This window comes from Streptomyces sp. NPDC021080, from assembly GCF_044333225.1.
GTDB lineage: Bacteria > Actinomycetota > Actinomycetes > Streptomycetales > Streptomycetaceae > Streptomyces.
This window is the reverse complement of the sequence record NZ_JBIRQM010000002.1, coordinates 378,716-404,977: the sequence shown is the minus strand read 5'-3', so window position 1 is coordinate 404,977 and position 26,262 is coordinate 378,716. Positions and strand designations below refer to the sequence as shown.

General features: G+C 72.3%; 20 protein-coding genes and 1 pseudogene. 10 read left to right on the top strand and 11 right to left on the bottom strand.

What is annotated here, in order from left to right:
* The first annotated feature begins 143 nt into the window (after window positions 1-143).
* From ACH4S8_RS05830 to ACH4S8_RS05815, 4 genes are all read left to right on the top strand, one after another.
* On the top strand, window positions 144-665 hold the full coding sequence (locus ACH4S8_RS05830; RefSeq protein ID WP_398391257.1) for a hypothetical protein: 522 nt from the start codon (window positions 144-146) through the stop codon (window positions 663-665).
* Window positions 666-856: 191 nt separating this feature from the next.
* On the top strand, window positions 857-1,219 hold the full coding sequence (locus tag ACH4S8_RS05825; RefSeq protein ID WP_398391256.1) for an ArsR/SmtB family transcription factor: 363 nt from the start codon (window positions 857-859) through the stop codon (window positions 1,217-1,219).
* Window positions 1,212-3,929 carry a magnesium-translocating P-type ATPase gene (gene mgtA / locus ACH4S8_RS05820; protein WP_398391254.1) on the top strand — a complete coding sequence of 906 codons (2,718 nt, stop codon included), beginning with the start codon at window positions 1,212-1,214 and terminating at the stop codon, window positions 3,927-3,929. The genes ACH4S8_RS05825 and mgtA overlap by 8 nt, the downstream gene beginning before the upstream one ends.
* 263 nt (window positions 3,930-4,192) lie before the next feature.
* Entirely contained in the window at window positions 4,193-5,884 is a 1,692-nt protein-coding gene (locus ACH4S8_RS05815) for an LCP family protein (protein ID WP_398391252.1), read from the top strand.
* 73 nt (window positions 5,885-5,957) lie between these two features.
* On the opposite strand, the gene thpR is transcribed toward ACH4S8_RS05815, so the two are convergent.
* Both thpR and ACH4S8_RS05805 read right to left on the bottom strand, forming a co-directional pair.
* Window positions 5,958-6,554, bottom strand: a complete 597-nt coding sequence (gene thpR / locus ACH4S8_RS05810) for an RNA 2',3'-cyclic phosphodiesterase (protein ID WP_398391251.1) — start codon at window positions 6,552-6,554, stop codon at window positions 5,958-5,960.
* Window positions 6,555-6,625: 71 nt separating this feature from the next.
* Window positions 6,626-7,849: a saccharopine dehydrogenase family protein gene (locus ACH4S8_RS05805; RefSeq protein ID WP_398391249.1), complete on the bottom strand. Its 1,224-nt coding sequence runs from the start codon at window positions 7,847-7,849 to the stop codon at window positions 6,626-6,628.
* 126 nt (window positions 7,850-7,975) lie between these two features.
* Between ACH4S8_RS05805 and ACH4S8_RS05800 the strand changes: the two genes are divergently transcribed.
* The 4 genes from ACH4S8_RS05800 to ACH4S8_RS05785 all read left to right on the top strand — a co-directional run bounded on the left by ACH4S8_RS05800 (window position 7,976) and on the right by ACH4S8_RS05785 (window position 14,296).
* Window positions 7,976-8,701: a TetR/AcrR family transcriptional regulator gene (locus ACH4S8_RS05800; protein ID WP_398391248.1), complete on the top strand. Its 726-nt coding sequence runs from the start codon at window positions 7,976-7,978 to the stop codon at window positions 8,699-8,701.
* Between the two features lie 269 nt (window positions 8,702-8,970).
* Window positions 8,971-12,297 carry a TIM-barrel domain-containing protein gene (locus ACH4S8_RS05795; protein ID WP_398391246.1) on the top strand — a complete coding sequence of 1,109 codons (3,327 nt, stop codon included), beginning with the start codon at window positions 8,971-8,973 and terminating at the stop codon, window positions 12,295-12,297.
* Window positions 12,298-12,420: 123 nt separating this feature from the next.
* Window positions 12,421-13,545 (top strand): ABC transporter substrate-binding protein, encoded by a 1,125-nt coding sequence (locus ACH4S8_RS05790; protein WP_398391244.1) that lies wholly within the window; start codon window positions 12,421-12,423, stop codon window positions 13,543-13,545.
* A 235-nt stretch (window positions 13,546-13,780) separates the two neighbouring features.
* Window positions 13,781-14,296, top strand: coding sequence for a hypothetical protein (locus ACH4S8_RS05785; protein WP_398391242.1), 516 nt, complete (start codon window positions 13,781-13,783; stop codon window positions 14,294-14,296).
* Between the two features lie 102 nt (window positions 14,297-14,398).
* Here the strand turns inward: ACH4S8_RS05785 and ACH4S8_RS05780 are convergent, their stop codons facing one another.
* From ACH4S8_RS05780 to ACH4S8_RS05765, 4 genes and pseudogenes are all read right to left on the bottom strand, one after another.
* Entirely contained in the window at window positions 14,399-15,700 is a 1,302-nt protein-coding gene (locus ACH4S8_RS05780; RefSeq protein ID WP_398391240.1) for a HEAT repeat domain-containing protein, read from the bottom strand.
* Window positions 15,701-15,855: 155 nt separating this feature from the next.
* A complete protein-coding gene (locus tag ACH4S8_RS05775) occupies window positions 15,856-17,448 on the bottom strand; it encodes an alpha/beta fold hydrolase (RefSeq protein WP_398391238.1) in 1,593 nt (530 codons plus the stop codon).
* Window positions 17,445-19,283, bottom strand: coding sequence for an alpha/beta fold hydrolase (locus tag ACH4S8_RS05770; protein ID WP_398391236.1), 1,839 nt, complete (start codon window positions 19,281-19,283; stop codon window positions 17,445-17,447). The genes ACH4S8_RS05775 and ACH4S8_RS05770 overlap by 4 nt, the downstream gene beginning before the upstream one ends.
* A 173-nt stretch (window positions 19,284-19,456) precedes the next feature.
* Window positions 19,457-20,313: pseudogene (locus ACH4S8_RS05765) on the bottom strand (MFS transporter); the annotation flags it as partial.
* A 117-nt stretch (window positions 20,314-20,430) separates the two neighbouring features.
* Here ACH4S8_RS05765 and ACH4S8_RS05760 point away from each other — a divergent pair.
* A complete protein-coding gene (locus tag ACH4S8_RS05760) occupies window positions 20,431-21,105 on the top strand; it encodes a hypothetical protein (protein ID WP_398391234.1) in 675 nt (224 codons plus the stop codon).
* A 46-nt stretch (window positions 21,106-21,151) separates the two neighbouring features.
* Here ACH4S8_RS05760 and ACH4S8_RS05755 read toward each other — a convergent pair whose 3' ends face one another.
* Window positions 21,152-22,054, bottom strand: a complete 903-nt coding sequence (locus ACH4S8_RS05755; RefSeq protein WP_398391232.1) for a LysR family transcriptional regulator — start codon at window positions 22,052-22,054, stop codon at window positions 21,152-21,154.
* Between the two features lie 98 nt (window positions 22,055-22,152).
* Between ACH4S8_RS05755 and ACH4S8_RS05750 the strand changes: the two genes are divergently transcribed.
* On the top strand, window positions 22,153-22,518 hold the full coding sequence (locus ACH4S8_RS05750) for a YybH family protein (protein ID WP_398391231.1): 366 nt from the start codon (window positions 22,153-22,155) through the stop codon (window positions 22,516-22,518).
* A gap of 121 nt (window positions 22,519-22,639) precedes the next feature.
* Here the strand turns inward: ACH4S8_RS05750 and ACH4S8_RS05745 are convergent, their stop codons facing one another.
* The 4 genes from ACH4S8_RS05745 to ACH4S8_RS05730 form a co-directional block, all read right to left on the bottom strand.
* Complete coding sequence (locus ACH4S8_RS05745; protein WP_398391229.1) at window positions 22,640-24,733, bottom strand: hypothetical protein; 2,094 nt, start codon at window positions 24,731-24,733, stop codon at window positions 22,640-22,642.
* Window positions 24,734-24,866: 133 nt separating this feature from the next.
* A complete protein-coding gene (locus ACH4S8_RS05740) occupies window positions 24,867-25,037 on the bottom strand; it encodes a hypothetical protein (protein ID WP_398391228.1) in 171 nt (56 codons plus the stop codon).
* 380 nt (window positions 25,038-25,417) lie between these two features.
* On the bottom strand, window positions 25,418-25,828 hold the full coding sequence (locus tag ACH4S8_RS05735; protein WP_398391226.1) for a hypothetical protein: 411 nt from the start codon (window positions 25,826-25,828) through the stop codon (window positions 25,418-25,420).
* 123 nt (window positions 25,829-25,951) lie between these two features.
* On the bottom strand, window positions 25,952-26,131 hold the full coding sequence (locus ACH4S8_RS05730; RefSeq protein WP_398391225.1) for a DUF6480 family protein: 180 nt from the start codon (window positions 26,129-26,131) through the stop codon (window positions 25,952-25,954).
* Between the last annotated feature and the right edge of the window lie 131 nt (window positions 26,132-26,262).

Here is a 26,262-nt window from a genome sequence, read left to right as displayed (position 1 = left end):
GTTTTCGCGCCGACGGCTCGCCCTGCCGCTCCACACGGCGGCGAACACCCAGGACAGGACCGGGGACCGCCCGGTTTCTCCGTGGCGTGCTTGCCGTACGTTCGGCCCGTGACACACGCCGGTGAATGCCGCCCGGAGCCTCGATGAGCGGCTGGTGGGACTACTTGGAGGAACGGACCCGCCGGGAGGCCGACGCGCAGGTGCTGCGCGATCGGCGGATCGCGGCCCTCAAGGTCGTGTGGGTAGCGCTGCGTCCGCTGGGGCTGGGTCTGCGCGAGGCGGAAGAGGTGGTGCACGCGCGGTACGAGGCCCTCGGCGACCGTGTACGGCACCGGCCGCCCGACGCCCTCGACGTCCCCTCGCTCGCGGCCCGTGCCGCGACGTTTCCGGGCCGGATCGCCGCGGTCGAGGCGCTGTGGGACGGCGACACCGTGCACGACTGGTTCGTGGTCCTCGTCGCGGTCCTGGACGACCCGGCCGGGGAAGGCCACCTGGCGGTCGTTCACCAACGCTCCGGTGGGCTCCGGCCGGGCACCGCCGCCGCGGAGGCAGGCCGGGCCCTGGCGGACTCCCTCGGCGTCCCGTTCCACTTTTCTTCACCGGACGTTCCCGACGACGAGGCCCCGCGCTGGAGACCGTCCCGGCGCTCGCCCGACGCTCACTGAAGCCGGTGCCGGCCCGCGGGGCGGGGGTTCCGCACAGTGGTGGTTCCGCACGGTGCGGCAGTTCCGCGCGGTGGTGGTCCGGCCCGCGGCGCGCACCGCAGAGGGCCGTTCCGGTGGGCCGGAGGACGGTATTCGGGCCCCCTACACTGGTCCGGCGCACGAGTGAGGCCGTGGACGAGCGGGAGAAGGCTGTGACCGGGAACACCGGTGGTTTCGAGGACCCGTCCGCCGAGGTTCTCGCCGAGGCCGCCGCCGCGTTCGGGCTGCTCGCCTCCTCGGCCCGGCTGCACCTGATGTGGGCGCTGTCGCAGGGCGAGTGCGACGTCACACATCTCGCCGACCGGGTCGGCGGCGCGCTGCCGGCCGTCAGCCAGCATCTGGCCAAACTGAAGCTCGCCGGACTCGTGCGTTCCCGCCGCGAGGGCCGACGACAGGTCTACTACGTCGACGACCCCGACATCGTCACCGTGGTGCGGGTGATGGTCGGACAGCTCACCGCTCGCTCGCGGCCCGCCCTCGCGCCCCCGCGCGAAGCGCACCGGACCGGTGGCTGAGGCCGGCACGGTCCGGAACCAGGGCAGTGGGACGCCCGCTCCACCGGGCAGCGCGCATCTCGAGGAGGTTCCACCGGGACATGCCGCGCCCACCGTTCTGGAGGTGCTGCGCGGGCTCGGCAGCGGCCCGCGCGGCCTGACCGAGGCCGAGGCCTCGGAGCGTACGGTCCGGCCGGGCGGGAACAGCGGCCCCGCCCGGCGCGAAGCCTCCTGGCCACGCCTGTTCGTCCGCAGCCTGCGGGACCCGTTCACCGCGGTTCTCGCCTGCCTCGGCCTGGTCTCGGCGGCCGTCCTCGCCTGGGGCACCACCTCGGTGATCCTCCTGCTCGTCGCCGTGAGCTGCGCCCTGCGCGCCTCGGGGGAGTACCGGGCCGACCGGTCCACGGCCGCTCTGCGCGAGCTCGTCGCCACGACCGCCACCGTTCTCCGGCGGATCGACGAGGAAGCTGTTCCGTCGGTCCGCGAGATACCTGTGACCGACCTGGTACCCGGCGACGTGATCCGGCTGGGCCCCGGCGACCTGGTGCCGGCGGATGTCCGGCTGCTGCGAGCCGTCGGCCTGACCGTCCATCAAGCCGTGCTGACCGGCGAAGCGGAACCCGTCGTGAAAACCGCCGACGACCTGGCCCGGCCGGCCCGTGGCGGGCCCTTCGAGCAGCCGCAGCTGTGTTTCCAGGGCAGCGGCGTCGTCTCCGGCAGCGCCACGGCGGTCGTCACCGCGACCGGCGCGCGGACCCGGTTCGCCCGGGCCCACGACCGCACGTCGCTGCCGCCTCGGGCGAGCGCCTTCGACCGTTCCGTCCACGGCATCTCCTGGATCCTGATCCGGTTCATGCTGCTGACTCCGCCGCTGGTCCTGATGGCGAACACGGCCCTGCGCGGACGCGGCCTGGAGACGCTGCCGTTCGCGGTGGCGGTGGCCGTCGGGCTCACCCCGGAGATGCTGCCGGTCCTCGTCACCCTCTGCCTGGCCCGCGGGGCCGCGCCGCTCGCCCGCGCGCACGGTGTCATCGTCAGGCGGCTGCCCGCCCTGCACGATGTCGGCGCGGTCGACGTCCTGTGCCTCGACAAGACCGGCACCCTCACCGAGGACCGGCCGGTCGCCGACCGCGCCCTCGGCCCGGACGGCCGGGACGATCCCGCGGTCCTGCGCTGGGCCGCCGTGAACGCGTGGTGGACGCTCCAGCTCGGCGACCTGCCCCAGCCCGACGCCCTCGACGGGGCGATCCTCGACGCGGTCGACGAGGACGAGCTGACGGCGTACGACGGCGTCGCCTCCGTGCCCTTCGCCCCGGACCGGCGCCATGCCACCGCGGTGGTCCGGACCCCCGGTCGACTCGGCGGCCACACCCTGGTCGTCAAGGGAGACGTCTCCTCGGTCCTGGAGCGCTGCGCCCTCGCGGACGACGAGCGGGAACGGCTGCTCGCCCTCGCCGCACGGCAGGCCGACAGCGGGGCGCGCGTCCTGGCCGTCGCCACCGCGGAACGTGTCGCCCACGGACGCGCGTACACACCGGCCGACGCGCGCGGCCTCACCTTCCGGGGCGTGATCACCCTGCGGGACGCGCTCGCGCCCACCGCCGCCGACGTCCTCAAGGCCCTCACCGACCGGGGCATCGCGGTGAAGGTCCTCACCGGTGACCACCCGGGGACGGCTGTCCGCGCCTGCCTGGACCTGGGCGTCCCGGTCGCCGAGGACGCCGTGCTCACCGCCGGGGACGTCGATGCCCTCACCGGCACCGAACTCGCCGAGGCGGCAGCCCGTACGACCGTCTTCGCGCGCTGCACCCCGGAACACAAGGCCCGGATCACCGAGGCCCTGCGGCGCGCCGGGCACACGGTCGGTTTCCTCGGCGACGGCGTCAACGACCTGCCCGCCCTGCGCGCCGCCGACGTCGGCATCGCCCCGCGCGATGCCGCCGACGTCGTCCGGGACGCCGCCGACGTGGTGCTCGCCGAGAAGGACCTCGCCGCCGTCGCCCACGCGGTCGACGCGGGCCGGCAGGCGGGCGGCAACATCGCCACGTATCTGCGGATCACCCTGTCGTCCAACCTCGGCAACGTCCTCGCGATGCTCTCCGCCGGACTCCTGCTGCCCTTCCTGCCGATGCTCCCGGCACAGGTCCTGACACAGAACCTGTGCTTCGACGCGGCCCAGCTCGCCTTCGCCCACGACCGCCCGCACCCCCGTGTGCCGGACCGCCCCACCGTGCTGGACCCACAAAGGCTCCTGCGCTTCATCACCGGGTTCGGGGTCCTCAACGCCGTCGCCGACCTGGCCACCTTCGGCATCCTGGCGCTCGCCCTGCACGGGCCCGGGACCGGGGACGACGAGGCGGTGTTCCACTCGGGCTGGTTCACCGAGAACCTGCTCACCCAGGCCGCGGTGATGGTGATGGTGAGCGTCGGCCGCCGTGTCGCGGGATCCCGCCGGCCGAGCCCGGTCGCGTGGGCCGCCGTCGCCCTGGCCGCCGCCGGACTGGCGCTGCCCGCCTCACCGCTGGGGCCGGTGCTCGGACTCACCGCCCTGCCGGCCGTGTACTACCCGCTGCTCGGTGCCGTCCTGTTCCTCTACGCCGGAGGGCTCCTGGCGGCCGGGAGCCGTTTCCGCCGCCGGCGTGGCGGGGCGGGACCGGGGGAGGAGAAGGGGGCCCGCGCGGCGGGTGACAAGGGCGCCGTACGGCCATGTCCCGAGGGGCGGTGGAACTGAGTGGCGCGATCGAACGTCTCTTCAGGAGACGGTTCCACCACGTGCCCCACCGGTTCCACCCCGTGTTCCATCCGTTCCGTGAGATGCCTCACCTGTGAATGGGGGAGGGGCCCTGCTGCTCGAGTCATCGATTTGTTAGATTGCGCAACTGTGCAACTCACGTAGATGCCCGCTTCATTCGCCCGTACACCACAGCAGCACCCGCCCGGCCGTAGCCCTGACGGACCGGGCCCGACGGGCCCGACAGTTCATGGGAGTGGGAGATGAGCGACCCCTGGGACGCCCCGGGTGGCCAGACCACACGCAGTCGGACGTCCCGGGTTCCCGGACAACGCGCGCCGGAAACGGACGGAACTCTCCTCCCGGGGGGCCGGTCCGCGTCCAGAGCGGGCTCCCGCTCGCACGGCGGCAGACGGGGACGCCGGGGGGGACGCGGCAGGCGGGTCCTGCGGATCGCCGGAATGTGTCTCGCACTCCTGGTGCTGGGCACGGCGGGTGTCGGCTGGTGGTTCTACGAGCACCTGAACGGCAACATCGACACCCTTCCGCTGGACGGCAAGGGCGGCACGGAGAAGGCGGACGCCTTCGGCCGCACCCCGATCGACATCCTTGTCATGGGCTCGGACGGCCGCACGAGCAAGACCGACTGCAAGCTCGGCGGCGGCTGCGCCCGGACCGGGGTGCAGACCGGCAGCAACGCCGACGTGCAGATGGTGGTGCACGTGTCCGCCGACCGCTCCAACGCCACTGTGATGAGCATCCCGCGTGACACCATGACCCGTGTCCCGGCCTGCAAGGACAGCGAGACCGGACGGTCGACCGCCGGTTACTACGGCCAGATCAACAGCGCGCTGCAGTACGGTCCGGCCTGCCAGGTGGCGACCGTTCACCAGCTCACCGGCATCCCGATCAGCCACTTCGTCAAGCTCGACTTCTCCGGCGTGGTCAAGATGTCCGACGCCGTCGGCGGCGTCGACGTGTGCGTCGACAACGACGTGTACGACACCTACTCGCACCTGAAGCTGTCCAAGGGCAGCCACACCCTCAAGGGCGTCGCGGCGCTGGAGTTCGTCCGCTCCCGGCACGGCTTCGGCGACGGCAGCGACCTGGGCCGTACCGTCTCCCAGCACATCTTCCTCAGCGCGATGATCCGCAAGTTCAAGAGCGCCGGCACGCTCACCGACCCCAGCGCCGTGTACCACCTGGCGGACGCCGCCACGAAGGCGCTGACCGTGGACGAGGGCCTGGGCACCGTGAAGAAGCTGATCGGACTCGCATCGGACCTGGACAAGGTTCCGACGAAGCGGATGACCTTCACGACGATGCAGACGGCGCCCGACCCGGTCGACAAGAACCGTGTCGTGGTGGGCGCGGGCGCGAAGAGCCTGTTCGCGACGATCGCCGACGACAAGTCGCTGACCACCGGATCGGGCAAGAAGTCCGCGGCGGCGTCCGCGACCAAGAAGCCCGGCGCCTCGGCCGTACCCGCCTCGCAGGTCGCCGTGACCGTGGAGAACGGCACCGGGATCACCGGCCGCGCCTCGGTCGTCGCGAACGCGCTCACCGGGAACGGCTTCAGCCCGAGGACGACGACGGCCAACGCCCCGGTCTCGGCCACCACCACGACCCTCACCTACGGAACCGGGGAGAAGGGCGAGGCCCAGACGGCCGCCAAGGCCCTCGGGCTGTCCGCCTCGCACCTGAAGCAGGGCACGAGCCCGGGTCTGGTCCTGGTGGTCGGCAGCGACTGGCCCAGCGGCACCACCTACCCCGGCGGATCGTCGTCCGGCTCGGACGACAGCAAGACCGCGGTCGCCGACGCCCACGCCTCCACCGCCGAGGCCAAGAAATGCGCCAACGTCAGCCCCTACAAGACGGTCAGCCTCAATGGAGTCCCCATGACACCGGAGCAGGCCTACGCGGCGGCGCGGAACAAGCCGGACTCCGACGAGTGAGGCGTCCGGACGCCGAAGAAGCCGCCCGGGGCCGTCCGGGCCGCACGCGGGGGCACGGGCCCCGGCCGGAGACTCAGGAACCGGCGGGGTTCCCGTCGCCGAGGGGCCACGCCTCGATGTCGCGGTAATGGATCGGGCCGCTGCTGCGGCCGACGTTGCTGCCGACCAGATGCAGCCGCTCGGCGGGCCACCGGAGGCCGGTGAACCCGGCGAGCCCCCGGGCGATCTCGTGTGCCGAGGACCGGTCCCCTCTGCGGGCGCGGGCCAGCGTCAGGTGGGGGCGGAAGGGCCGCTCCTCGAGGACGATCCCGCAGTCCTTGACGGTGGTACGGACATCCCCGGCCAGTGTGTGCAGCTCGTCCAGGTCTCCGTCGACGCCGCTCCACAGCACCCGGTCGTCGAAGTGACCGCTGCCGCGCAGTGCCAGGGACGGGGGCTGGCGGGCCGCCGCGAGGGCGGCGAGCGGCGGACGCAGCAGAGGAACCGTTTCGACCGGCAGCTCCCCCAGGAACGCGAGGGTGATGTGCCAGTCCTCGATACGGTTCCACCGCAGGTCAGGATGCGTGCCGTAGGCGGGGCGCAGCTCCCTGGCCAGCTCATCCTTGGCCTGGTCGGGCGGGGCGAGGGCGATGAACACGCGTATGGTCGCGGGTCGGGTCTGATCGTGCACAACAGACTTCTTACCGCACCTTCCACCGGTGACGACGTCCTCGCCGTGTGCCGTGGGCCACGCCCGATGCGTCAGCCCTCCTCGCGCAGGCCCCAGGGGGACCCGTACTCGACGAGCAGGTCGAGGAAGGGGCGGGGCGGCAGGGCCTCCGGGCCGAGGACGCCGCTCGCCGACCAGGCTCCGCCCGCGATGAGTTCGAGGGCTACGACGGGGTTCACCGCCGTCTGCCACACCACCGCCTGGGAGCCGTACTCGCGCATCGACCACTGGTTGTCGACCACGTGGTAGAGGTACACCTCGCGCGCCGAGCCGTCCTTGGTCCCCTTGACCCAGGTTCCCGCGCAGGTCTTGCCGGTCATGCGGTCGCCCAGGGTGGCCGGGTCGGGCAGACACGCGGCGACCACGTCACGCGGGGAGACCTCGACGGGTCCGTTCCCCGAAGGGACGGTGACCTTCTTCGTGGAGTCCAGGCCCAGCTCGTGGAGGGTCTTCAGCTTGGCGATGAAGTCGTCGCCGAGGCCGTACTTGAACGTCACCCGGCGGGCGTCGACCCAGCGGGGGACGAGCAGCACCTCCTCGTGCTCGACGTTGACGCACTCCACCGGGCCGATGCCCTCGGGGAAGTCGAAGACCTCCGGCTCGCTGAAGGGGGCGGTGGTGAACCAGCCGCGGTCCTTCTCGTAGACCACCGGGGGATTGAGGCACTCCTCGATGGTCGTCCAGATGCTGAAGGACGGGGCGAAGTCGTAGCCCTCGACCGTCAGGTTCGCGCCGTCGCGGACACCGATCTCCTCGATCTCGTCGAAGAGTTCGTCGGCCGCGTACCGGGCGAAGACGTCCGACAGGCCCGGCTCCACCCCCATGCCGACCAGGGCCAGCCGTCCGGAGTTCTCCCAGGCGTCGGCCTGTTCGAACTGGGCGTCGCCGAGCTTCACACCGCAGCGCTCGTGGGGATGGGTGGGGTGCGGAGCGGAGAGCGACATCGCCATGTCGAGGTAGTGGGTGCCCGCGGCGCGGGCCGCGTCGAACAGCGGCATCACGAACCGCGGATCCGTCGCGTTGAGGAGCGCGTCGCACCTCTCCTCGGTGAGGGCGCGGCGTACCGCGTCCTCGTCGGAGGCGTCCAGGCGCATCGCGCTGAACCGGTCCCCGTGTTCCTTCAGCGCCACGACGGCCGCCTCGGCGCGGGCGAGGTCGTAGTCCGCGACGACCATGTGGGTCAGGAAGTCGCGCCGGGCCGCGATCCGGGTGACGGCAGTGCCCACGCCGCCCGCGCCCACGAGAAGTACTCGCATGTCACACACCTTTCGTCGCCGGAGACGGGTGCCTCCCGGCCGGACAGATGCAACGGGATGTCCTCGGTTAAGGTCAATCATGTTGGCATAAGGCCCGGCGGCGCGCGGGGAGCAAGGAGGGTCGGCATGGCGAAGCAGGTGGTGCCGGAGACGGAACGGCGCAGGCGCCGGCCGACGCGGCAGGGCACGGTGCTGTCCGAGAAACTGATCGTGCGGACGGCGTTGCGGATGCTGCGCGAGCACGGCAGCGCCGGACTGACGGCACGCAGGCTGGGCACCGCCCTCGGTGCCGACCCCAGCACCCTCTACCGGTACTTCGCCGGACTGGACGATCTGACCAGGGCCATCGGCGAGGAGCTGATGGGCCGGGCGCTGGACACCTGGACGGCGACGGGGGAGTGGCGCTCCGACCTGCGGGCGCTCGGCCGGGCCATTCACGCCTCCTATCTCGCCCACCCGCAGGCCGCCGTGCTGACCGCCAGCCGGGTCACCGGCCGGCCGCGGGAGATCGCGGTGGACGAGACGATCCTCGGCATCCTGCGCGGCGCGGGCTTCCCGGACGCGGACGCGGTCGTCGTCTACCACGCGTTCATCGACCTCACCCTGGCCTTCGCGGCCCTGGACGCCGGGTCGCTGGCGCTGACGGACGAGGCCCGCGCGGCGGACGAGGAGATGTGGCGGTCCACGTACGCCGAACTGCCCGCCGACACCCACCCGCACATCGCGGCCACCGCGCAGCTCCTGGCCGGACGGATGACCCACAGCGCCTACCCGGTCGTCCTCGACACCCTGCTGAACAGCGCAGCGGAGCAACTGGCCTGGGCCCACGCGCGCCGCACCCCGGCACCGTGAGCGCCCGAAAGCCCTGACGCGGGGCCTTATGCCAACGCTGTCGACCGCGGAAAGCCGAGGTCGGCCATATGGACACCGTGAGAGTCGACATGCTCTGATTCCCAGGGTTGATCTCCTCGGCCGCGGGCCGAGGACCCGTTCCATCCTGCACCGCCGCACCGCCGGAGGATGCCGCAGCCCGAACACTGCCCGCGAGCGGCAAGGCAACTCCGGGTCTCGTCCGGCACAGGGGGCGCTCCTCCCTGCTGAGAGCAGAACGGATGTTGCGTATGACGACCGCGTCAAGAACGTCCAAGGTGTCCGAGGCGTCGAAGAGACGACGGCTGAGGTCCGCACGACGGCAGGCGAGCGTCGCCGCCGTCCTCGCCGTGGCCGCCACCACGACCCTGACCGGTGCCGGCTCACCGCCGGCCGGTGGTGCGCGCGGTCAGCGCATTCCGGCCGTCTCCTCGGGCGACGCCCGCTTCGAGATCCTCTCGCCCACGCTCATCCGCACCGAATACGCGGGCGACGGCACGTTCACCGACGATCCGACCTTCAACGCCATCGGCCGCGACGGGTTCGAACCGGCCCCGTACAGTGCCACGACGTCCGACGGCTGGCTCACCATCAGGACGAGCGCGATGAGCCTGCGCTACAAAGTCGGATCGGGTCCCTTCGACGCCCGGAACCTCTCCCTGCGGTCGACGGCGGGCGCCACTCCCGTGACCGCCGCTCCCTGGCAGCGTCTGACCTGCGCGCTCGGCACACTGTGCGAGGCCGAGAGCCTGCGTCTCGACGGGCCTTCCGTCGCCGCCGACCACGCCGGCCACACCGGGAGCGGATTCGCCGCGGGATTCGAGGGCACCGGCAGCTCGGCAGCCGCTGACATCGATGTCAAAGACGGCGGGACCTACCGGTTCGACCTGCGGTACGCCAACTCCCGCGGCGGGGACGGCCAGACCCGCACCCGCACGCTGACGCTCACCGTGGACGGCGGCGCGCGGCAGACGCTGTCCCTGCCGGTCACGGCGAACTGGGACACCTGGAACGTCACGTCGGCGAGCCTCACGCTCGGCGCGGGCCACCACACCGTCGCCCTCACCCGGACCGCCTCGGACTCCGGTGACGTCAACGTCGACAGCGTCGCCCTCGTCCGGCCCGGCGACCCCTACCCGCCCGTCTCCAGCACCGCGATCACGGACTGCGCGTACGCCGTGAGCTGCGAGGCGGAAGCCGGACGCATCGGCGGTACGGCGGTCGCCGCCACCGACCACAAGGGATACGCGGGCAGCGGCTTCGTCGGTGACCTCCACCAGGGATCGAGTCTGACGACCCACGTGGTCGGCGTGCCCGCCGACGGCGTCTACACCCTGCGGGTGCGGTACGCCAACGGCACCGGCGGCGACGGCCTCCACCAACAGCGCACCGCCACCGTCTCCGCCGCCGGCACCGACAGCACCCTGTCGTTCCCCCCGACGAAGGACTGGGACGACTGGCAGACGGCCTCGCTGCCCGTCACCCTGACCACGGGCACGAACGACATCACCCTCGGCTGTCCCGGTACGGCGAGCTGCCACATCAACGCGGACACCGTCTCCGTGGCCGCCCCCGACGCGGCCGCGCCCCCGCCGCACCTCGCGCTCGGCGGATACCGCCGCGGCCTCGACGGCGTGACCGGCAACGAGAGCTCCGTCCCCACCACACCCGGCCTGCTCAACCAGGACGGCTGGTACCTCCTCGACGACACGTCGTCGGCGGTGTACGACCCCACGGCGCACACGGCGACCCCTCGCCCCGACCACGGCGGCACGCCCTACCAGGACGGCTACGTGTTCGGCTACGGGCACGACTACAAGCGGGGACTCACCGACCTGGCCACGCTGACCGGCCCGCCCGCACTGCTGCCGCAATGGGCCTACGGCGTCTGGTACTCGGAGTACATCGACCGCACGGCGGCCGACTACGAGAACACGATCCTCCCGGCGTTCCGTTCCGAAGGCACGCCGCTGGACGTCCTGGTGACCGACACGGACTTCAAAGCCGTGAACACCTGGAGCGGTTGGGAGATGGATCCCACGAAGTTCCCCGACCCCCAGGGCTTCTTCGACTGGTCCGAGTCGCAAGGGCTGCACAACACCCTCAACGTGCACCCCAGCATCCTCGCGTCGGACCCCCAGTTCGCCCAGGCGCAAGCCACGGCCAAGGGCAAACTGACCAAGGGCGGCTGCGCGTCGGGGGCCTCCGTCGAGAACAACTGCTACACCTTCGACTTCGGCGACCCCGACCAGCTCAAGGCGTACATGGACCTGCACCGGACCATGGACCGGCAGGGCAACGACTTCTGGTGGCTCGACTGGTGCTGCGACGGCTCGCAGTCGTCGCTGCGGGGCGTCACACCCGACGCGTGGATCAACCAGCAGTACGCCACCGCCGGTTCGGCGAACCTCGGCCGCGGATTCGTCCTCTCCCGTGCGTACGGCTCGTTGCAGGCGGCCGGGTACAGCGGCCAGCAGGGGCTGCCGACCGGGCCGTGGGCCGACAAGCGCAGCACCGTCCACTTCACCGGCGACACCTCCTCGACCTGGGGCGCGTTGAAGCTGGAGGTCGGCTACACGCCGGGGGAGTCCGCCGCGACCGGGATGGCGGCCATCACCCACGACATCGGCGGACACAACGACACGACAGGGCTGACCGGTTCGGAGAAGTACACCGAGGGCGGACAGAGCCGCACCACGCACAAACTGCCCGACGACCTGTACGCCCGCTGGGTCCAGTTCGGCACGTTCCAGCCCGTCGACCGGCTGCACAGCAACCACAGCGACCGGCTGCCCTGGCAATACGGTTCCGCGGCACGGCAGTCGGCCGACAAGTTCCTCAACCTCCGCGAGAACCTGGTGCCTTACACGTACACGCTCGCCGAAGAGGCGAACCGCACCGGCGTGCCCATCGTCCGCCCCACCTACCTGGAGTACCCCGACGACCCCCAGGCGTACGCCGCCGCCGGCAGCGAGTACTTCTACGGCTCCGACATCCTGGTCGCCCCCGTGACCACGCCGGGCACCTCCGCCACCACCTCGGTGTGGCTCCCGCCCGGTCAGTGGACGAACTACTTCACCGGCGAGACCTACACCGGCGGGGGCACCCGGGACGTGACCACCGGCCTGGACTCGATGCCGGTCTTCGTCAAGGCGGGCGGCATCCTGCCCACCCGCACCCACGACGTGACCGGCAACGACGGGAACCTGCTGACCGACGTCACGCTCACCGTCGCCGCCGGCCGGCCGGGGTCGTTCCGTCTCTACGAGGACGACGGAACCACCCGACACAAGGGCCGGAGCGCCACGACGACGATCCGGTACCGGCAGAAGGGGCAGCGTCACACGGTGTCGATCGGTCCGGCGCGGGGCTCCTTCGCCGGTCAGGTGCACAGCCGCCGGTGGACGATCGCGCTCATGGCCGCTCACGCGCCTGCCGAGGTCTCGGCGACCGGCGTGCGCCTGTCCCCGCAGGCGTACCACTGGGACGCGACCACGAAGACGCTGACCATCACGCTTCCGCGCAGCAGCGTGCGTACTCCGATCACCGTCACCTACCAGGAGAAGGAGGCGAGTTAGTCTCCTGGAACGACCCGGGTCCGGTCGCGGAGCGTGCCATGACGCTCCGCGGCCGGCCGTCTTCGACGGCCGGCCCGGGGCCCATGAAGACCGGCGCACGGTTCACCCGGGAGACAGCAACGCATGCAGACGCCACCACCGCCGCCCGCGTCACCGCCCACGGGGGCACCGGCGGACGGGCCGTCCCTCCGGATCGGCGCCCTCGCACCCCTGACCCGGCCCGGCTGGGCCGAGGCGGGCCGGCATCTGCTCGCCGGACTCGAACTGGCCGTCCGTGAAGTCAACGACTCCGGTGGGATCGCCGGAAGACCGCTGGAGCTGGTGGTCAAGGACACCGCGGCCGATCCGCGGAAGGCCGCGGCGGCCGTGGACGAACTGGCCCGGCTCGGCGTGGCGGCTCTGGCGGGGGAGTACCACAGCGTCGTGGCGCGCGCCGTCGCCGCCAGGGCCGACGCCCTCGGTGTTCCGTTCCTCTGCTCGTCGGCGGTGCTCGACACGCTCACGGAACAGCCGACGCGATGGGTCGCGCGCATCGCCCCGGCGCAGTCCCACGGCTGGAGGATCTACGCGGACTTCCTTCTCGGCGCGGGGCACCGTCGTATCGCCGTGGCGGCCGATCCGAGCGTCTACTGGGCGTCCGGGGCCGCGGTCCTGCGGGACCGCCTCGCCTCGCACGGCGGTACCGTCGTCGAGCTCGGCATGCGCGCGCTGACCCCCGCGGCCGTGTGCGACGAACTCGCCGCCCGCGAGGTGACGGCGCTCCTCCTCCTGGTCGGCCACCCCGAGCCCGCCGTGTCGATCGTCGAGGCGGTCCGCCGCGACGAACGCCTGCCCGGGATGATGATCGGGGCCCCGGCCGGGCAGCCGGAGTTAGCCGAGTGGGCCGAGCTGACGGGCGACGACGGCGCCGCCGTCCCGTTCCTGCGCTACCTGCCGGAACACCTGAGCCCCCTGGGGGCGCGTGTCGGGAGGGCCTTGCGCGAGCGGCTGGGACAGGCGCCGTCCTTCGTCGCCTTCGAGGGCTACGACACGGTCACCGTCCTCGCCGATGTCCTGCGCGGCCAGGGCGCGGACCGGGAGCGCATCGCCGCGGCCTGGCCGGATGTCGACGTCGAGGGGACCCGCGGGCGGATCCGGTTCTCCCATGTGCCGGGCATCGGGGTCTGGCAGTGGTCGTGGGCGCCGGTCCAGGTCGTGGAGCGGGACCGGGCGGAGCCCGACCGCTTTCGGATCCTTCACTCCGGGTGAGAGGCGCCGCGCCCCGGCCGACGTGGGACTTCGAGCCGCCGCCTTGCCGGGCGGTGTATTCGGTCGTGCACTTGGTCGTGCACTCGGCCGTGCGTGCGACCGCCGCCGACGGCTGATCCGGCCTGCGGAGTGAATGCGCCACAACAGGGCGTCGGCACTGCAACCATTCGGACCCCGGACATGTCTCCCCCAGTGAAATAGTCTGTCCCCTTCACCAGGAGCCTCTGGGGGCGTCATGCACCATCACTCATCCCGCGCGGCCGTCATCGCCGGCCTCGTCCTCACCGCCGTCGGCGCCACGATCCCCGCGTCCGCGATCACCCAGACGAAGGCGGCCGCGACGCCTACGTCGCCCGCACGCGTCGTCAACGCCCGGTGGGGCGGACACTGCACCTACGACCGGCTCGTCATCGACATCAAGGGCGGTACCCCGTCCGTCGGCGTGAGCCGCGTCAGCTCCCTTCACTACGATCCTTCGGGGCGGAAGGTCCCGCTCGCGGGCAACTACTTCCTGTCCATCAGGCTGTCCCCCGCGGTCGCTCACAACAGCGCGGGAACGTCGATCTACAGCGGCCCCCGACTGGCGACGGTCCCGCTGTACAAGCTGAAGGGCCTGGCCCTGACCGGTGACTTCGAGGGCGTCGTGTCCTTCGGAACCGCGTTCAAGACCAAACCCACGTGGAAGGTCACCAAGCTGCACAGTCCCGAGCGCGTGGTCGTGGACTTCGCCCACGTCAACCGGTGCGCCTGACATCGGGATCATTACCTGAGAGCACGGACATGACCGAGGCGCCCAGCGGCTTCCGGCAGGTCGTCACCGACCGTCCCCGCCGTCTGGACGCCTCGGCACCGTTCAGCCCCAGATGTTCTCCTCGTCCTCCGTGCCGCCGAGGCCGTCGTCCGGAAGGCCCACGTAGACGCGCAGGCCCGCACGGGTGTCGGGAAGCCGCCGATCCGTGAGGCACTTCTCGAACTGCTTCCCGTACCTGCCCCAGGGGCCGTTCTTCACCAATGCCCGGAGGAGACGCCTCTGCCCCTCGGTGAGTTCGGTGAGGGGGGTGCAGCAAGGCCGCCCGTCGTGCGCAGGCCCGGCGAAGAACACGGTCAGCGCGTCCCTCGCGGTCGCGTCCAGATGGTCACGGGAACGGATGCCCGCCAGACAGTCGGCCACGCCACCGATCACCGTCTCCCGGTCGTGATCGGCGAGCGCCAGAAGAGAGCGACCGGTGTAACCGGGGATGTCCTCCTCGTTGTAGTAGATGCCGGGCTCCGGGGTCCTCACCGCCGCGGCGGCGAGTTCGCCGATCACCGCCCGTGCCAGATCGGGGCCGAGCCCTGCCGTGCCGTCGGTGCTGCCGATCCGGGCCAGCGCGGTGGCCGCCGCCCAGCGGATCAAAGGCTCCGTGGCATCCAGCTCAGGGCTGAGCCGGGGCACGAGAGCCGCGTCGCCGAGCAGACCGACCGCCACCAGCGCCGTGGCCCTCACGGCCACCGAGTCCTCGACCCGCAGGCGATGGAGCAGGCACGGCAGCACGGCCGGCGCCTCCTCCGGAAACCAGGCCGTCAGGTAGGCCGCCGCGCTCCGGACAGCGGGCTCGGGATCGTCCAGCAGCGGGAGCAGGGCGGGCAGTTGGGCCCGGACCGCGTCGTAGGAGCGCAGGGCGCTCTCCCGGGAGCCCATCAGCCGCCCGGCGGCCCACTCCGCACGGATCTCCCCGAGCCTGCCGCGCTTCTCCTTGTCCGGTTCGGCGGCGATCCGCTCGTCGTACCAGGCCAGTGCCTCGTCCATGGTCAGTTCGGCCGCGGCTGCCCGCCAGGCCTTGATGTCGATGCCGCGAGGAAGGTCGTATTCGTCGTGCCAGTCGATCGCGAGCCTGGTCAGCAGACGCAGCACCCCGTCCCGTATCGACTGGGGGCCTGCCAGGGCGATACGGGCCAGGAAGGGCACGGCGTACGGGGACGCGGAGTACCGGGTGCCCTGGTGGAAGATGTTGCCGAACAACGACATCAGGGCGCTCTCGCGGGCGGTCGCGTCCGGCCCGCACAACGCGGTGAGCTGCCCGGGGACGTCCACCGCCCTCCCGTACGCGTGGCCCAGCTCGGCCCAGTCCACCTCGTCCAGGCCTTCCAGGAGGCCGGGTTCCATGTCGATCATCGTCCGACTGTCGCACGTCCCACTGACAGTGGGGACGGCCGAGTACCGCAGCCCGGCCGGTCCGCGGGCTTCCCGGACAGGGGAACGGGGCGGGCGGGAGCCGGTTCCCCCGGCTGCTCGCCCGCCCCGGTCACTCGGACGGCGGTGGGTCGTCCTTACGGCGCGATCTCGAACCGCGGGGGCTGAAGACCCGCGAGGCAGGACGTGTCCGCCGCCGTCGGCGTGTCGAAGAACGACCGGGTGATCGTCTGCGCGCAGGGTGATTCGGCGAAGGCGACATGGGCGACGTACGGGACGGTCACGGTGGTGGCGCGGCTCAGGGTACGGGCCACGTAGGGCCCGTTGCTCGGCGCGGTCTGCGCGTCGAAGCCGCCCGACATGACCAGCGTGGGGATGTCACTGCGGACCACGCTGCGCACGGAACGCGGTTGCGCGGGAACGTTCCAGGCACGGCAGTCGTCGTGGAGGAAGGGAAGCTGCGGGGCGCTGGCCAGAACGGAGCGGGGGAACGTGGGGAACACCCGCCGTCCCGCTCGGAGCACCTGCGCCTCGGTCTCGTACGGTGTCCACTCGCCGCAGAAGACGCCGTAGGCGAGCCCGTGCGCCACCCGGCCGATGGCCTGCGGGCTGAGCTTGCCCCCGGCCCACTGCTCGGCGACGCGCTGCGGATTGCCGTGGGCCAGCTCGTCGATGGAGCGGGGTACTCCGGCCGCCAGGTGGGTGGCGGAGGTCAGCCACGTGACCAGCACGCCGCCGTCGATGACGACCTTCACCGGTCCGGGCTGCCCGGGGAGGGTGACGTGGGTGGTGACCGGATGGGCTTCGAGTCTGCTCACCAGGCGTTCGAAGGTGCGTGACAGATGGGGATAGCGCTGGTTGCACGCGGGTTGTTGCGCGCAGGCCGCGAACAGGCCGTCGAAGCCCTCGCGCGCCGCCTTCCAGGTCACGGCGCCCCCGGCCAGGGACGGCGGCAGCACACCGTCGATGCCGACGGACCGGACGCCCTGCGGGTGCGTGCGCATGTAGGTGAGGGCCAGGTCGGTGCCGTACGAGATGCCGAAGACGTTCCACCGCCGGAGGCCCAGGGCGACGCGCAGGTCGGCGTAGTCGGCGGCGCTCTCGGTGGTGTTGTAGGCGCCGAGGTCGGCGGTGCGCCGCACCAGTTGCCGGCGGCACTCCCGTGTCGCCTGTACGTGCAGACGCCCGGTGGAGGGGGCGTCGTAGACGAGGCCGACGGCACGGGCGTTGAACTCGTCGATGTTCGGGCAGGTGAGCACCGGGTCGGCGGAGTAGGTACCGCGCTGGGACATGAAGATGACGTCCCGGTCGTGGTTCAGGCCGCCGTCGACCGCCAGCTGGGCCTCGGAGACGGCGTCGTCGCCGGGCCCGCCCGCGAACCACACGATCGGGTCGGGCGCGTGTCTGCGGGTGGCGGCCGGCACGACGGCGACGGAGAGGGTGATCTTCCGCCCCTGGGGGCGGGAGCGGTTCTCGGGTACGGAGAGCGTGCCGCAGCGGGCCCCCGCCAGCGCGGGGACCGGGTCCGCGGTCCGTGGACAGGGGCCCGGTACGAACCGGGAGTGACCGGCCGTCCGGGCCGTCGTGCCCGGTGGCGCCGTCGTGCCGGGAACGGCTCCTGCCGGGGCCGCGGTGAGACCGGCGAACAGGAGGCCGGCCGTGGCTCCGGCGAGGGCGGCGGGGAGCCGTCGCGCGGTACGCCGGTCATGGGGCGGGCGGAGGGGCGTCATGGGGTCTCCAGAGCGGGAGTGATCGTGAACGGTTTCGGCGTCAGGCCCGCCACACAGCCGGTGTCGGGTGCGTTCGGACGGGAGAGGAAGGAGGCCAGGACGCTCTGGGCGCAGGGCGACTGAGGCACCACCCAGTGGCCGATTCCGGGGATCAGCACGGTGGTCGAGCGGAACAGCGTGCGTGCCGCGTACGCGCCCCAGCGCGCCCCTGTCTTGGCGTCGAAGGTGCCCGAGAGCACGAGCGCCGGCACGTCGCTGACGGTCGTCACCCGCTGGACCGGGGTGCGGTCCGGGACGTTCCAGACGCGGCACACGTCGTTCTCGAAGGGGAGCTGCGGTGCCTGGGCCAGGACCGAGTCGGGCCACCCGGGGAAGGCCCGCCGCCCGGCCGCCAGCAGGTCGGACGGCGAGTAGCCCGGGACCCATTCGCTGCAGGCCACCGATTGGGTGAGCCCGTGCGCGAACTCGCCGACGACGGGCGTGGCGCCGGCGGCGCGGGCCCGCGCGAAGCGCTCGGGATTCCCGTGGGCGAGTTCGTCGAGCGCCGCGGGGACGTCGACGGCCGGTACGGCGTTGGCGACGAGCAGGTTGACGAGGGCGCCCCCGTCGAGGACCACCTTGACCGGAGCTCCCCCGGACGGCGGCTGCGCCATCACCGTCAACGGGTGCGCCTCGAGCCGCCGGATCTGCTGGGTCAACGTGCGCGAGAGGTTCGGGTAGCGGTCCTTGCACGCGGGCTGGGCCGCGCAGGCGGCGAAGACGGCGTTGATGCCTTCCTGGGCGCTGTCCCAGGTCCAGGGCAGGCTGACGACCTGGGGAGGTACGACGGAGTCGATCGCGACCGAGCGGGTTCCCTGGGGGTGACGGCGCAGATAGGTGAGGGCCAGGTCGGTGCCGTACGAGTATCCGTACACGTTCCACCGGCGGATGCCCAGCGCCCGGCGCAGATCGGCGAAGTCCGCCGCGTTCTCGGTCGTGTTGTAGGCGCTCAGCTCGACACCGCCGGCCGTGAGACGGTTCCGGCACTGCCCGGCCGCGCGCACCAGGCGCCGTCCGGTCGACGGCGCGTCGTAGCGCAGACCGACGGCCTGCGCGTAGAAGCGGTCGATCTCCGGGCAGGCGAGGTTCGGCTGCGAGTGGAGCGTCCCGCGCTGAGCCATGACGATCAGGTCGCGGTCCTTGTTCACGCCGGAACCGATCAGGAACGGAATGTCGTCGATCGCGTCGGCGCCGGGGCCACCGGTCATGAACACCACGGGGTCCGCCTCGGGCCTCGCCGAGACGGCCGGGACGATGACGACGGTCAGCCGGATCGTCCGTCCGCCGTGACGGGCGCGGTTCTCGGGCACCTCCAGGAACCCGCACCGTCCCGGGACCGGTTCGGGCGTCTTCGGGCAGGGACCGGGCACGAACCGTGCGGGTGCCCCTGGCCGCGGCCCGTTCACGGGGCCGGTCACGGCGTGACCCGGTGCCGGGGCCAGCGCGCCGAGGACGGCCACGCCCGCCGCGACGACAGCCACCCGGGTGCGTGCCCCACGGGAGCGCCGCCACGCGGACCGCGACGGCGGCCGCGCCGGTTCGGACCCGGCGCGGCCCCGGTGGGCGTCGCCTTCGCGACGGCCACCACCGCTGCCGCTTCCGTCGTTCCAGCCGCTGCCGCCACCACCGTTGCCGTCGTTCCAACTGCCGCTGCCGCTGCCGCTGCCGCTGCCGCTGCCGCTGCCGCTGCCGCTGCCGCTGCCGCTGCCGCTGCCGCTGCCGCTGCCGCTGCCCCGGCCTTCGCCGTTCCCGTGAACGGGCGGCGGACAGCCTGTTCTGATGCCCTGTTCCCTCATGCGATCCCGTTTCTCTGACGTCCCCGGCCACACGGCCGCCGCTACGGCGGCACCCGGGCTCGGCCCGCCGGCCTCTGCTGCGGGCGGGCATCACGTGGGCCAGCCTGAGCGTGTGGACAGACGTCCACCACCCATGGGCTCCACTCGGAGCAGTCCTTGATCGCGGAGTGCGTTCACCCGCGCGCGGCCACGACGGGGCCGCGGCTCGCCGCTTCACCGTCCTTCTCGGTGACCACGGCGGTTGCGGCGAGCAGCGTCGCGGCGGAGAGGCTCCCCCAGAGAGCGGCTGGGCCGTGGGGTGCGAGCGCGGTGATGACCGCGGGAGAGACGGAGAGGCCGAAACCCGTCGAGAGTTGGAAGCGGGCCAGGGCGCGTCCGAGGACGGGGGCCGGGGCCAGGGCGGTGACGAGCGCGGTGGCGCTTCCGGCGTGGACGATCTCGCCGACCGCGCAGACCACGGACACCGCGGCGGCCACCGGGGCACCCCAGCCGGACCCTGTGGAGCCCGCCGCGAGAAAACCGAGGCAGGACAGGGTGAGCACCGCGCCGGCGAGCGCCAGGACCGTCCGCCGGGGGAGCCGCGACAGCAGCATCGTGACCGGAACCTGCAGGGCGATCACCAGCACCGTGTCGGCCACGAAGACGGCGGCCGACCAGACCGGGGACGTGTGCAACTGTGTCACCAGGACCAGGGGAGCGCGGTTTCAGGGACGTTGAGGCAGAAGACGTAGACCACGTTGGCGGCCGGCGGCGCGCCCATCCGGGGAGCGGGCTCCGGGTTCCCGTCGCCGGCCGGGGCGGCGGCCGGACCGGCGTGCAGGTGGACCGACCACGCCGGCGCGGCCGCGACGAGGTAGGCGAGCCCGGTGACGGCCGCCGGCACCTGCAACGCCGCGGTGCCGCCCGTCAGGCAGGCGGTGGCGACGAGGCCGCCCGCACCCAGTCCGGCGTTGCGCAGGGCGCGGCCGACGGCGAGCGCGGCATCCCGTTCCCGGCCGTGGGCGACCGTGGCCACGAGAGCGGAGTGGGAGCCGACCTGCCGGCAGCCGTACTGCGTTGAGTCGGAGAGCCGTCCCCGCCGTTCGGTCCCCCGGGCGCCCCACTTACGATGCTTCCTCTGTCGCGCAACCGACATGGAGGGGGAGCCGTGGCGATAGCACCGCTGAAATCCGAGGAGTTGCTGCCCGGTGAGGGGATCATCCTTCGCAAGAACGCCAACGCGGTCATCGATGTCCGAGCGGCCGGTCTGTCCCGGTTCGCTTTCGACGACCTCATGTGGCTGGTCGGCATGCGCAACGCGGAGGCCATCGGCGGACGGCTCTATCTGACCAACTACCGGCTGGTCTTCAAAGCCCACCGCTTCAACCGGGTGCGCGGCACGTTCAGCATCTTCCTCCCGTGCGTCGAGGAGGTCCGGGACTCCTCGTTCGCGGCCACACGGCAGATCACCGTCCACACCGGGACTCAGGAGTTCACCTTCGTCGTCTGGGGCGTCCCGCGACTGATCGGCACCGTCGACGAGTGCCGCTCCGAGTTCGACGACGCGTACGTGGCCGACCTGGCCGCGCTCGCCGTGGCCGAACCGTGGAAGCTGGGCGCCGGTTTCCGGACCGTCACCCGCATCGAAAGTCTGAACCTCGCGTTGAGTGCCCTGCGGCGGGGCAGTTCCGACTTCTCGACCGCCGCGACGTCCGTCGCCGGCCTCATCGACAGCGGCTTCGACGTGGCCGACGTGGCCGGGACGCTGCAGACGGTCGAGCTGCTGATCCGCGCGGGCCAGGACCCGGCCGCCCACCAGCGGCAGTCGGGAGACAGCGGCTGAGACCGGTCGGCCGCACGACCTCGCGGCGGCCGGGCCTCACGCACGTTCACCGCAGGCGGCGCGGAGCCGGAAACCCGGCGAATGCCGTCCGGCAGTGCCGGACCAGTTCGCGGACCGGTGGATGGTGCGGGTTCTTCCAGACCAGCGCGAGCAGCGCCGGTGTCCTGACATCGTCGATGGCGTGGGCGGTGAGCCGGTCGCCGTGCCTCTCGGCCATCGAGTCACTGAGGACGGCGACGCCGAGCCCTCGGGCGGCGAGGTCGGCGACGGCGTCCGCGGCACTGGCCTGCAGCGCGATCGTGGGCCGGAGGTTCTGCGCGGCACAAGCCTGGTCGAAGACGGCACGCAGGCCGGTGCCGACAGGCATGCACACGATCGGGTAAGGCATCAGGTCGCCCAGGGTGACGCGCCGCCGCTTCTCCAACGGGTGCCCGGCCGGGACCGCCGCGGTGAGCCGTTCGCTGATGACCGTCAGCGCGTCCAGCTCCTCGGGGACGGCGTTCGCGGCGCCGATGAGCGCTACGTCGACGGAGCCGTCCCGCACTCCTTCGAGGAGCCGGTCGGAGGCGTCCTCCAGCAGCGAGATCTCCACACCGGGATGCGCCGCGTGGAATGCGGCGAGGGCGTCGAACAGCGGGGTGAGGGTGCAGCCGATGACCATCCCGACGGTGAGTCGGCCGCGGATCAGGCCGGTCACCTCGCCGACCGCCTGGCCGACCGCCCCGGCCGCGGCGAGTGCGGCACGGGCGTGGTCGAGTGCCGCGTTCCCCGCGGCGGTGAGGGTCACGGTGCGGGCCGACCGGTCGAACAGCTCGGCACCGAGTTCCTGTTCGAGTCGACGGATCTGGGCGCTGACACCGGACTGGCTGATGTGCACGCGCTCGGCGGCGCGGGTGAAGTTCCGCTCCTCGGCGACCGCGACGAAGTACTCCAGCTGCCTCAGGTCCATGACTGCAGATTCTAGTTCGCAGAAGATCCATCTGTTGGACTTCTGGACGGCGGTCGACCAGGCTGGGAAGTGCCGGAGCCCGACAGACGGAGGAATCCATGCCGGAGTACGAGAAGGCCATGCGACCCGAAGACATCACCCGCTTGTTCGTCGAGCGGTCCAACGCCGGTGACGCGGCCGGGGTCGCCGCGCTCTACGAAGAGGACGCGGTGATGGCCTACCCGCCCGGCGAGGTGACGGCCGGACGGGAGGCGATCCGCGCGCTCTGGGAGAAGGTGCTCGCCGGCGCTCCCCGCTTCGAGCTGGAACCACCCCTGCAGACGCTGGTCAGCGGCGACATCGCGCTCACCTCGACCCCGCCGAAGGACGGGGCCGGCGCCCGGGCGCAGGTCGTCCGCCGCCAGCCCGACGGAAGCTGGCTGCGCCTGCTCGACCAGCCCGAGTTCGCCCCGCCCGCCCGCTGACCCGGAGCGGTCACCGGGTCCGGGTGCGACAGGGCGGGTACCGCGCGGGCGCAGGCGTGCCCGGGCGGGGGCTGCGGGCGCAGGCGTGCCCGGGCGGGTACCGCGGGCTCAGGTGTGTCCGTCACCGCGACGACGCGGCCGGGTCATGGTCGGCGGTGTGCCGGTCGATCCAGGCCTGGGCCGCCGCGCGTTCGGCCTGGGCCGGCGTCGGCTTCAGCTGGTCGGGACGGCGGATGAGCAAGTGTTCGCGGGCGGCCCGCAGCCCGACGGCGCGGGCCTCCGGGGAGAGTTCGGGGTGCTCGGCGACCTCCACGGCGCGCTGCCACCAGCTCCGGTTGTGGGGGCTGATGGAGTAGTGCCACAGCGGCTGCCCGGGGTCGGCCACGCCGAGCAGCACCCGGCGCAGGACGTGGTCGTTGACGCCCGGGGTGCCGAGCAGCCGGTCGGCCACGAGCAGCGGCTGCTCCCCGTCGAGGCGGGCCCGGACCAGCACCCAGGTCATCAACTGGCCCACGTCGTGGGCGGATGAGGTGACGTACTCCCACAGTTCGGCGGCCTTGGCCTCGTCGGGGGCGCCGAGATGGGTGAGGAGCCGCTGCTGGTCCTTCCACACCGGTCGGGCTCCGTTCCACCAGGAGACCAGCTTTCCCGCGGCCGGATGGTCCAGGTCGAGGGCGAGACAGGTCAAGGTGACGAGCGGGTGGCGCCATTCGGTGTACGTGGTCCGGTACGTCTTGGTGAGGTCCTTCAGCCGGCGCGGCAGCAGCGCCTCGACATCGTCCTTGGTCGCCAGGCCATGGGCGAGGAGGAGTTCGAGGCAGAAGCCGAGTCCCTGCAGACCGGTGTCCGGATCGGCCACCCGCTCCCGCAGCCAGCGCACGTCCGTGTCGGTGAGGGTCCGGTACCGGTGCCACTCGCGGGTGAGTGCCCCCTCGCTGCCGGTGAGATCGGGCCCGGTGCCCGACAGGAGCCCGTCCCGGGCGGCCTCGAAGCGGTCCACGGCGGCCAGCACCTCGGCGGTGCCGGTGCCGACGAGCACGGAACCGCCGGACCGCAGCGCCTCCTCCCGTACGAGAGCCACCTGGTCGCGGGCGGTGCCCGCCGCGAGGACGCGCAGGGCATGGGGCAACCGTTCCTCGGTGCCGAAGCGGACCGCCGCGAGGGCCGCGTAGGACAGGCCGGCGTGGTAATCCGCCCCCGTCTCCCGGCGCCAGTCGGCCGTGACGTTCGCGATCAGTGCGTCGTACAGCCCGCGCAGTGAGTTCTCCGGGGCGCCGGACGCGGTGAGTTCCGCCGCGAGATCGGCCGCGGCCCCTACCGCGTCGGGCTCGCGGAGCGACCGGTGCAGCGCCAGCCAGGCGTAGACCGAAGCGCGGTCGCCCGCGAGCGTGAACTCCCGCACCGCGGCCAAGCCCCGCTCGGACGGGACCTCACGCAGAACACCGGACGCGCCGGAGCGGAGGTCGGCGACGATCTCCCACGCCTCCTCGCGGCCGTGGCGCAGCAGCGCGTGGAGCAGTTCCCGCCAGGCTCCCCACTTCGAGAGCTGCCCCTCGTGCTCCAGCCGCCAGGCGCTCAGCAGGCGTTCGGTCTCCTCGGGTGTGAGTCCGTCCCGCCGCTCCAGCGAGACCACGAACCGGGTCGCCGCGGAGAGGTCCAGGGGGTCGCGCAGCCGGTCGTGGAGCCATGCCGCCTCGGCCGGCGACAGCGACCGGTACCGGAGGTCGGAAGTACTGCGATCCACCGGCTCGTCGAGCGCCGCGAGGAACTGGCGTACGCCGTCGGGGTCCATGGGGTCGGGCAGACCCGCCTCGTCCCGGGGGGTGATCCGGTCCAGCCGGAAGGCGCTCTTCGGCCCGCCGTCGACGACCCGGAAACCGGTCGGCCCTTCGCCCAGTCCGGCGGCGACGGTGGCGTGATCGCCGCCCCAGTGCAGCAGCAGTTCGCCCGTCAGGGAGCCGGAGCGGTCGAACGCACGCCGGTGGGACTGCCAGTGCCAGTAGGCGAAGGAGGCGGGGCTGGTGAGGCCCCGCGCCTCGAAGAGTTCGGCGGCGTCACCATGGCCTTCGGACTGGGTGTAGCGGGCCCGCCTCGGCGGCGGCAGCACGAGGAACCCGTCGGCGCCGAGCCCCCGCCACCAGTCCGTGATCGTGGTGAGGTCCGAGCGTCGCCGCGTCGTGGGCCGCCCGGGCGGGGCGGTGTCGGGGCTGGTCACGTGCTGCTCCCTGGGGTCTTCGGGATCCGTCCCGGGCGAATCCTCCGTCCGGGAATCACCCTGTCACAGGGGGCTGACAGTCCTTTCTGCGCCCAGTGGCCGGCCCGTCGGTGACCTCGACAGGTCGTGTACCTCAGGCGTCGCCCCGGTTCTTGCCTTGTCCGCCGGTGCCTTCCGTGTCCAGCGGGTCCTCGCCCTCAGCCTGCGAGGGTGTCGTGCGGGGGACGTCCGGGTGGATCGTCTCCACCTGGTCGTCCGTGCGTTCGCCCTCCGCCTGGGACGGGGTCGGGAATGTCTCACTCATGATCGGCCTCACTGACCGGAGCGTCGGATCCGGTTCCATGGCGTTCGCCAAAGCCCCGTGACGGCCCGGTGGCGAGCCGCGCGAACGAACGCAGGCACCCGCCCGGTGCGGACCGTCGTGCTCCTGAGCCGCGAGTACCCCGTGGTCGAGTGTTCTCACATCGCGGTCCCGCCACGAGCAGCCCGCGGATCAGGAGCCCGCCTCACCCGCGGCTCACCGCGCGGACGAACCGGGCTCCGCGGGACCCGGCGGCAGGCCGCGGGGGAGCGGGCCCGAACTCTCCCTGCGGCCTCGGCCGGCTCTGCCGCCCGGCTCCTCCGGCGGTCCCGTCGCACCCGGGAGTATCCCGCCGAGGGCGATCATGCCTTGATGTCAGCGGCCTACCACCACGCGGAGCAACGCGCGGTGTTGTCCCCGTTCGCCTGGACACAGACCCGGGCCAGCGCGGGGGAGTTGTCCGGCATGGAGAGGGACTCCTGGCTGCGCCCGGGGTCGACCCAGACCCGCTGGTTCAGACCGGTGTAGTGGCTGGTGTCGCCCCTCTCGGCCCAGTCGATCCAGCCCGAACAAGTGGTGCTGCCGGAGGTGTTGTTCACGTAGTTGCGGACCTGCCAGCCCGCGGAGCCCGCGAGGTACGTCGTCATCAGGGTCCCCGAGCAGTTCTTGCTCCAGACCGTGGACTGCGCGGTCTCCGCGGAGGCGACTCCGCCGCCGCCCAGCACCAGCGCGGCGACTCCGGCCAGCGTTCCGGCCCCGACAACGGCCCGCCGCGCGACAGTGCGTGCGTTCATGTTGCGTTCCCTCCCTCGTGTGCGGCGGCGCTCGCCGCACACGAGGGATCATCCGAGACGGTTGCAACAGGCTGCCAACAGAGCGCCAATCACCGCTTTTCGCGCGTTGAGCGGCCGGCCGGCTCAGAATCCGCTGATCCGGGCCACGAAGTATCCGGCGACGATCACTGAACCCACGACGATGAACGTGAGCCACATGTATGGGTGTTCCCAGATCCCGCCGTCGGGCCGTTCCTGATGGGCTTCCGCGATGGAGCCCTCCACGGGCGGGGTCTCACCTGGGGGCATGAGTGGATGTGTCATGTTTCAACGGTCCGTCCAAAGGGCGGGCGGCGCATCTTCGTACGATCCGGCCGTCCTCGCTCGTGGACGGTGCCGTCTCCCGGGCGGTGCGCTCCTCTCCGCGCCGTCGCGGGCTTCGGTACCGGGCCCTT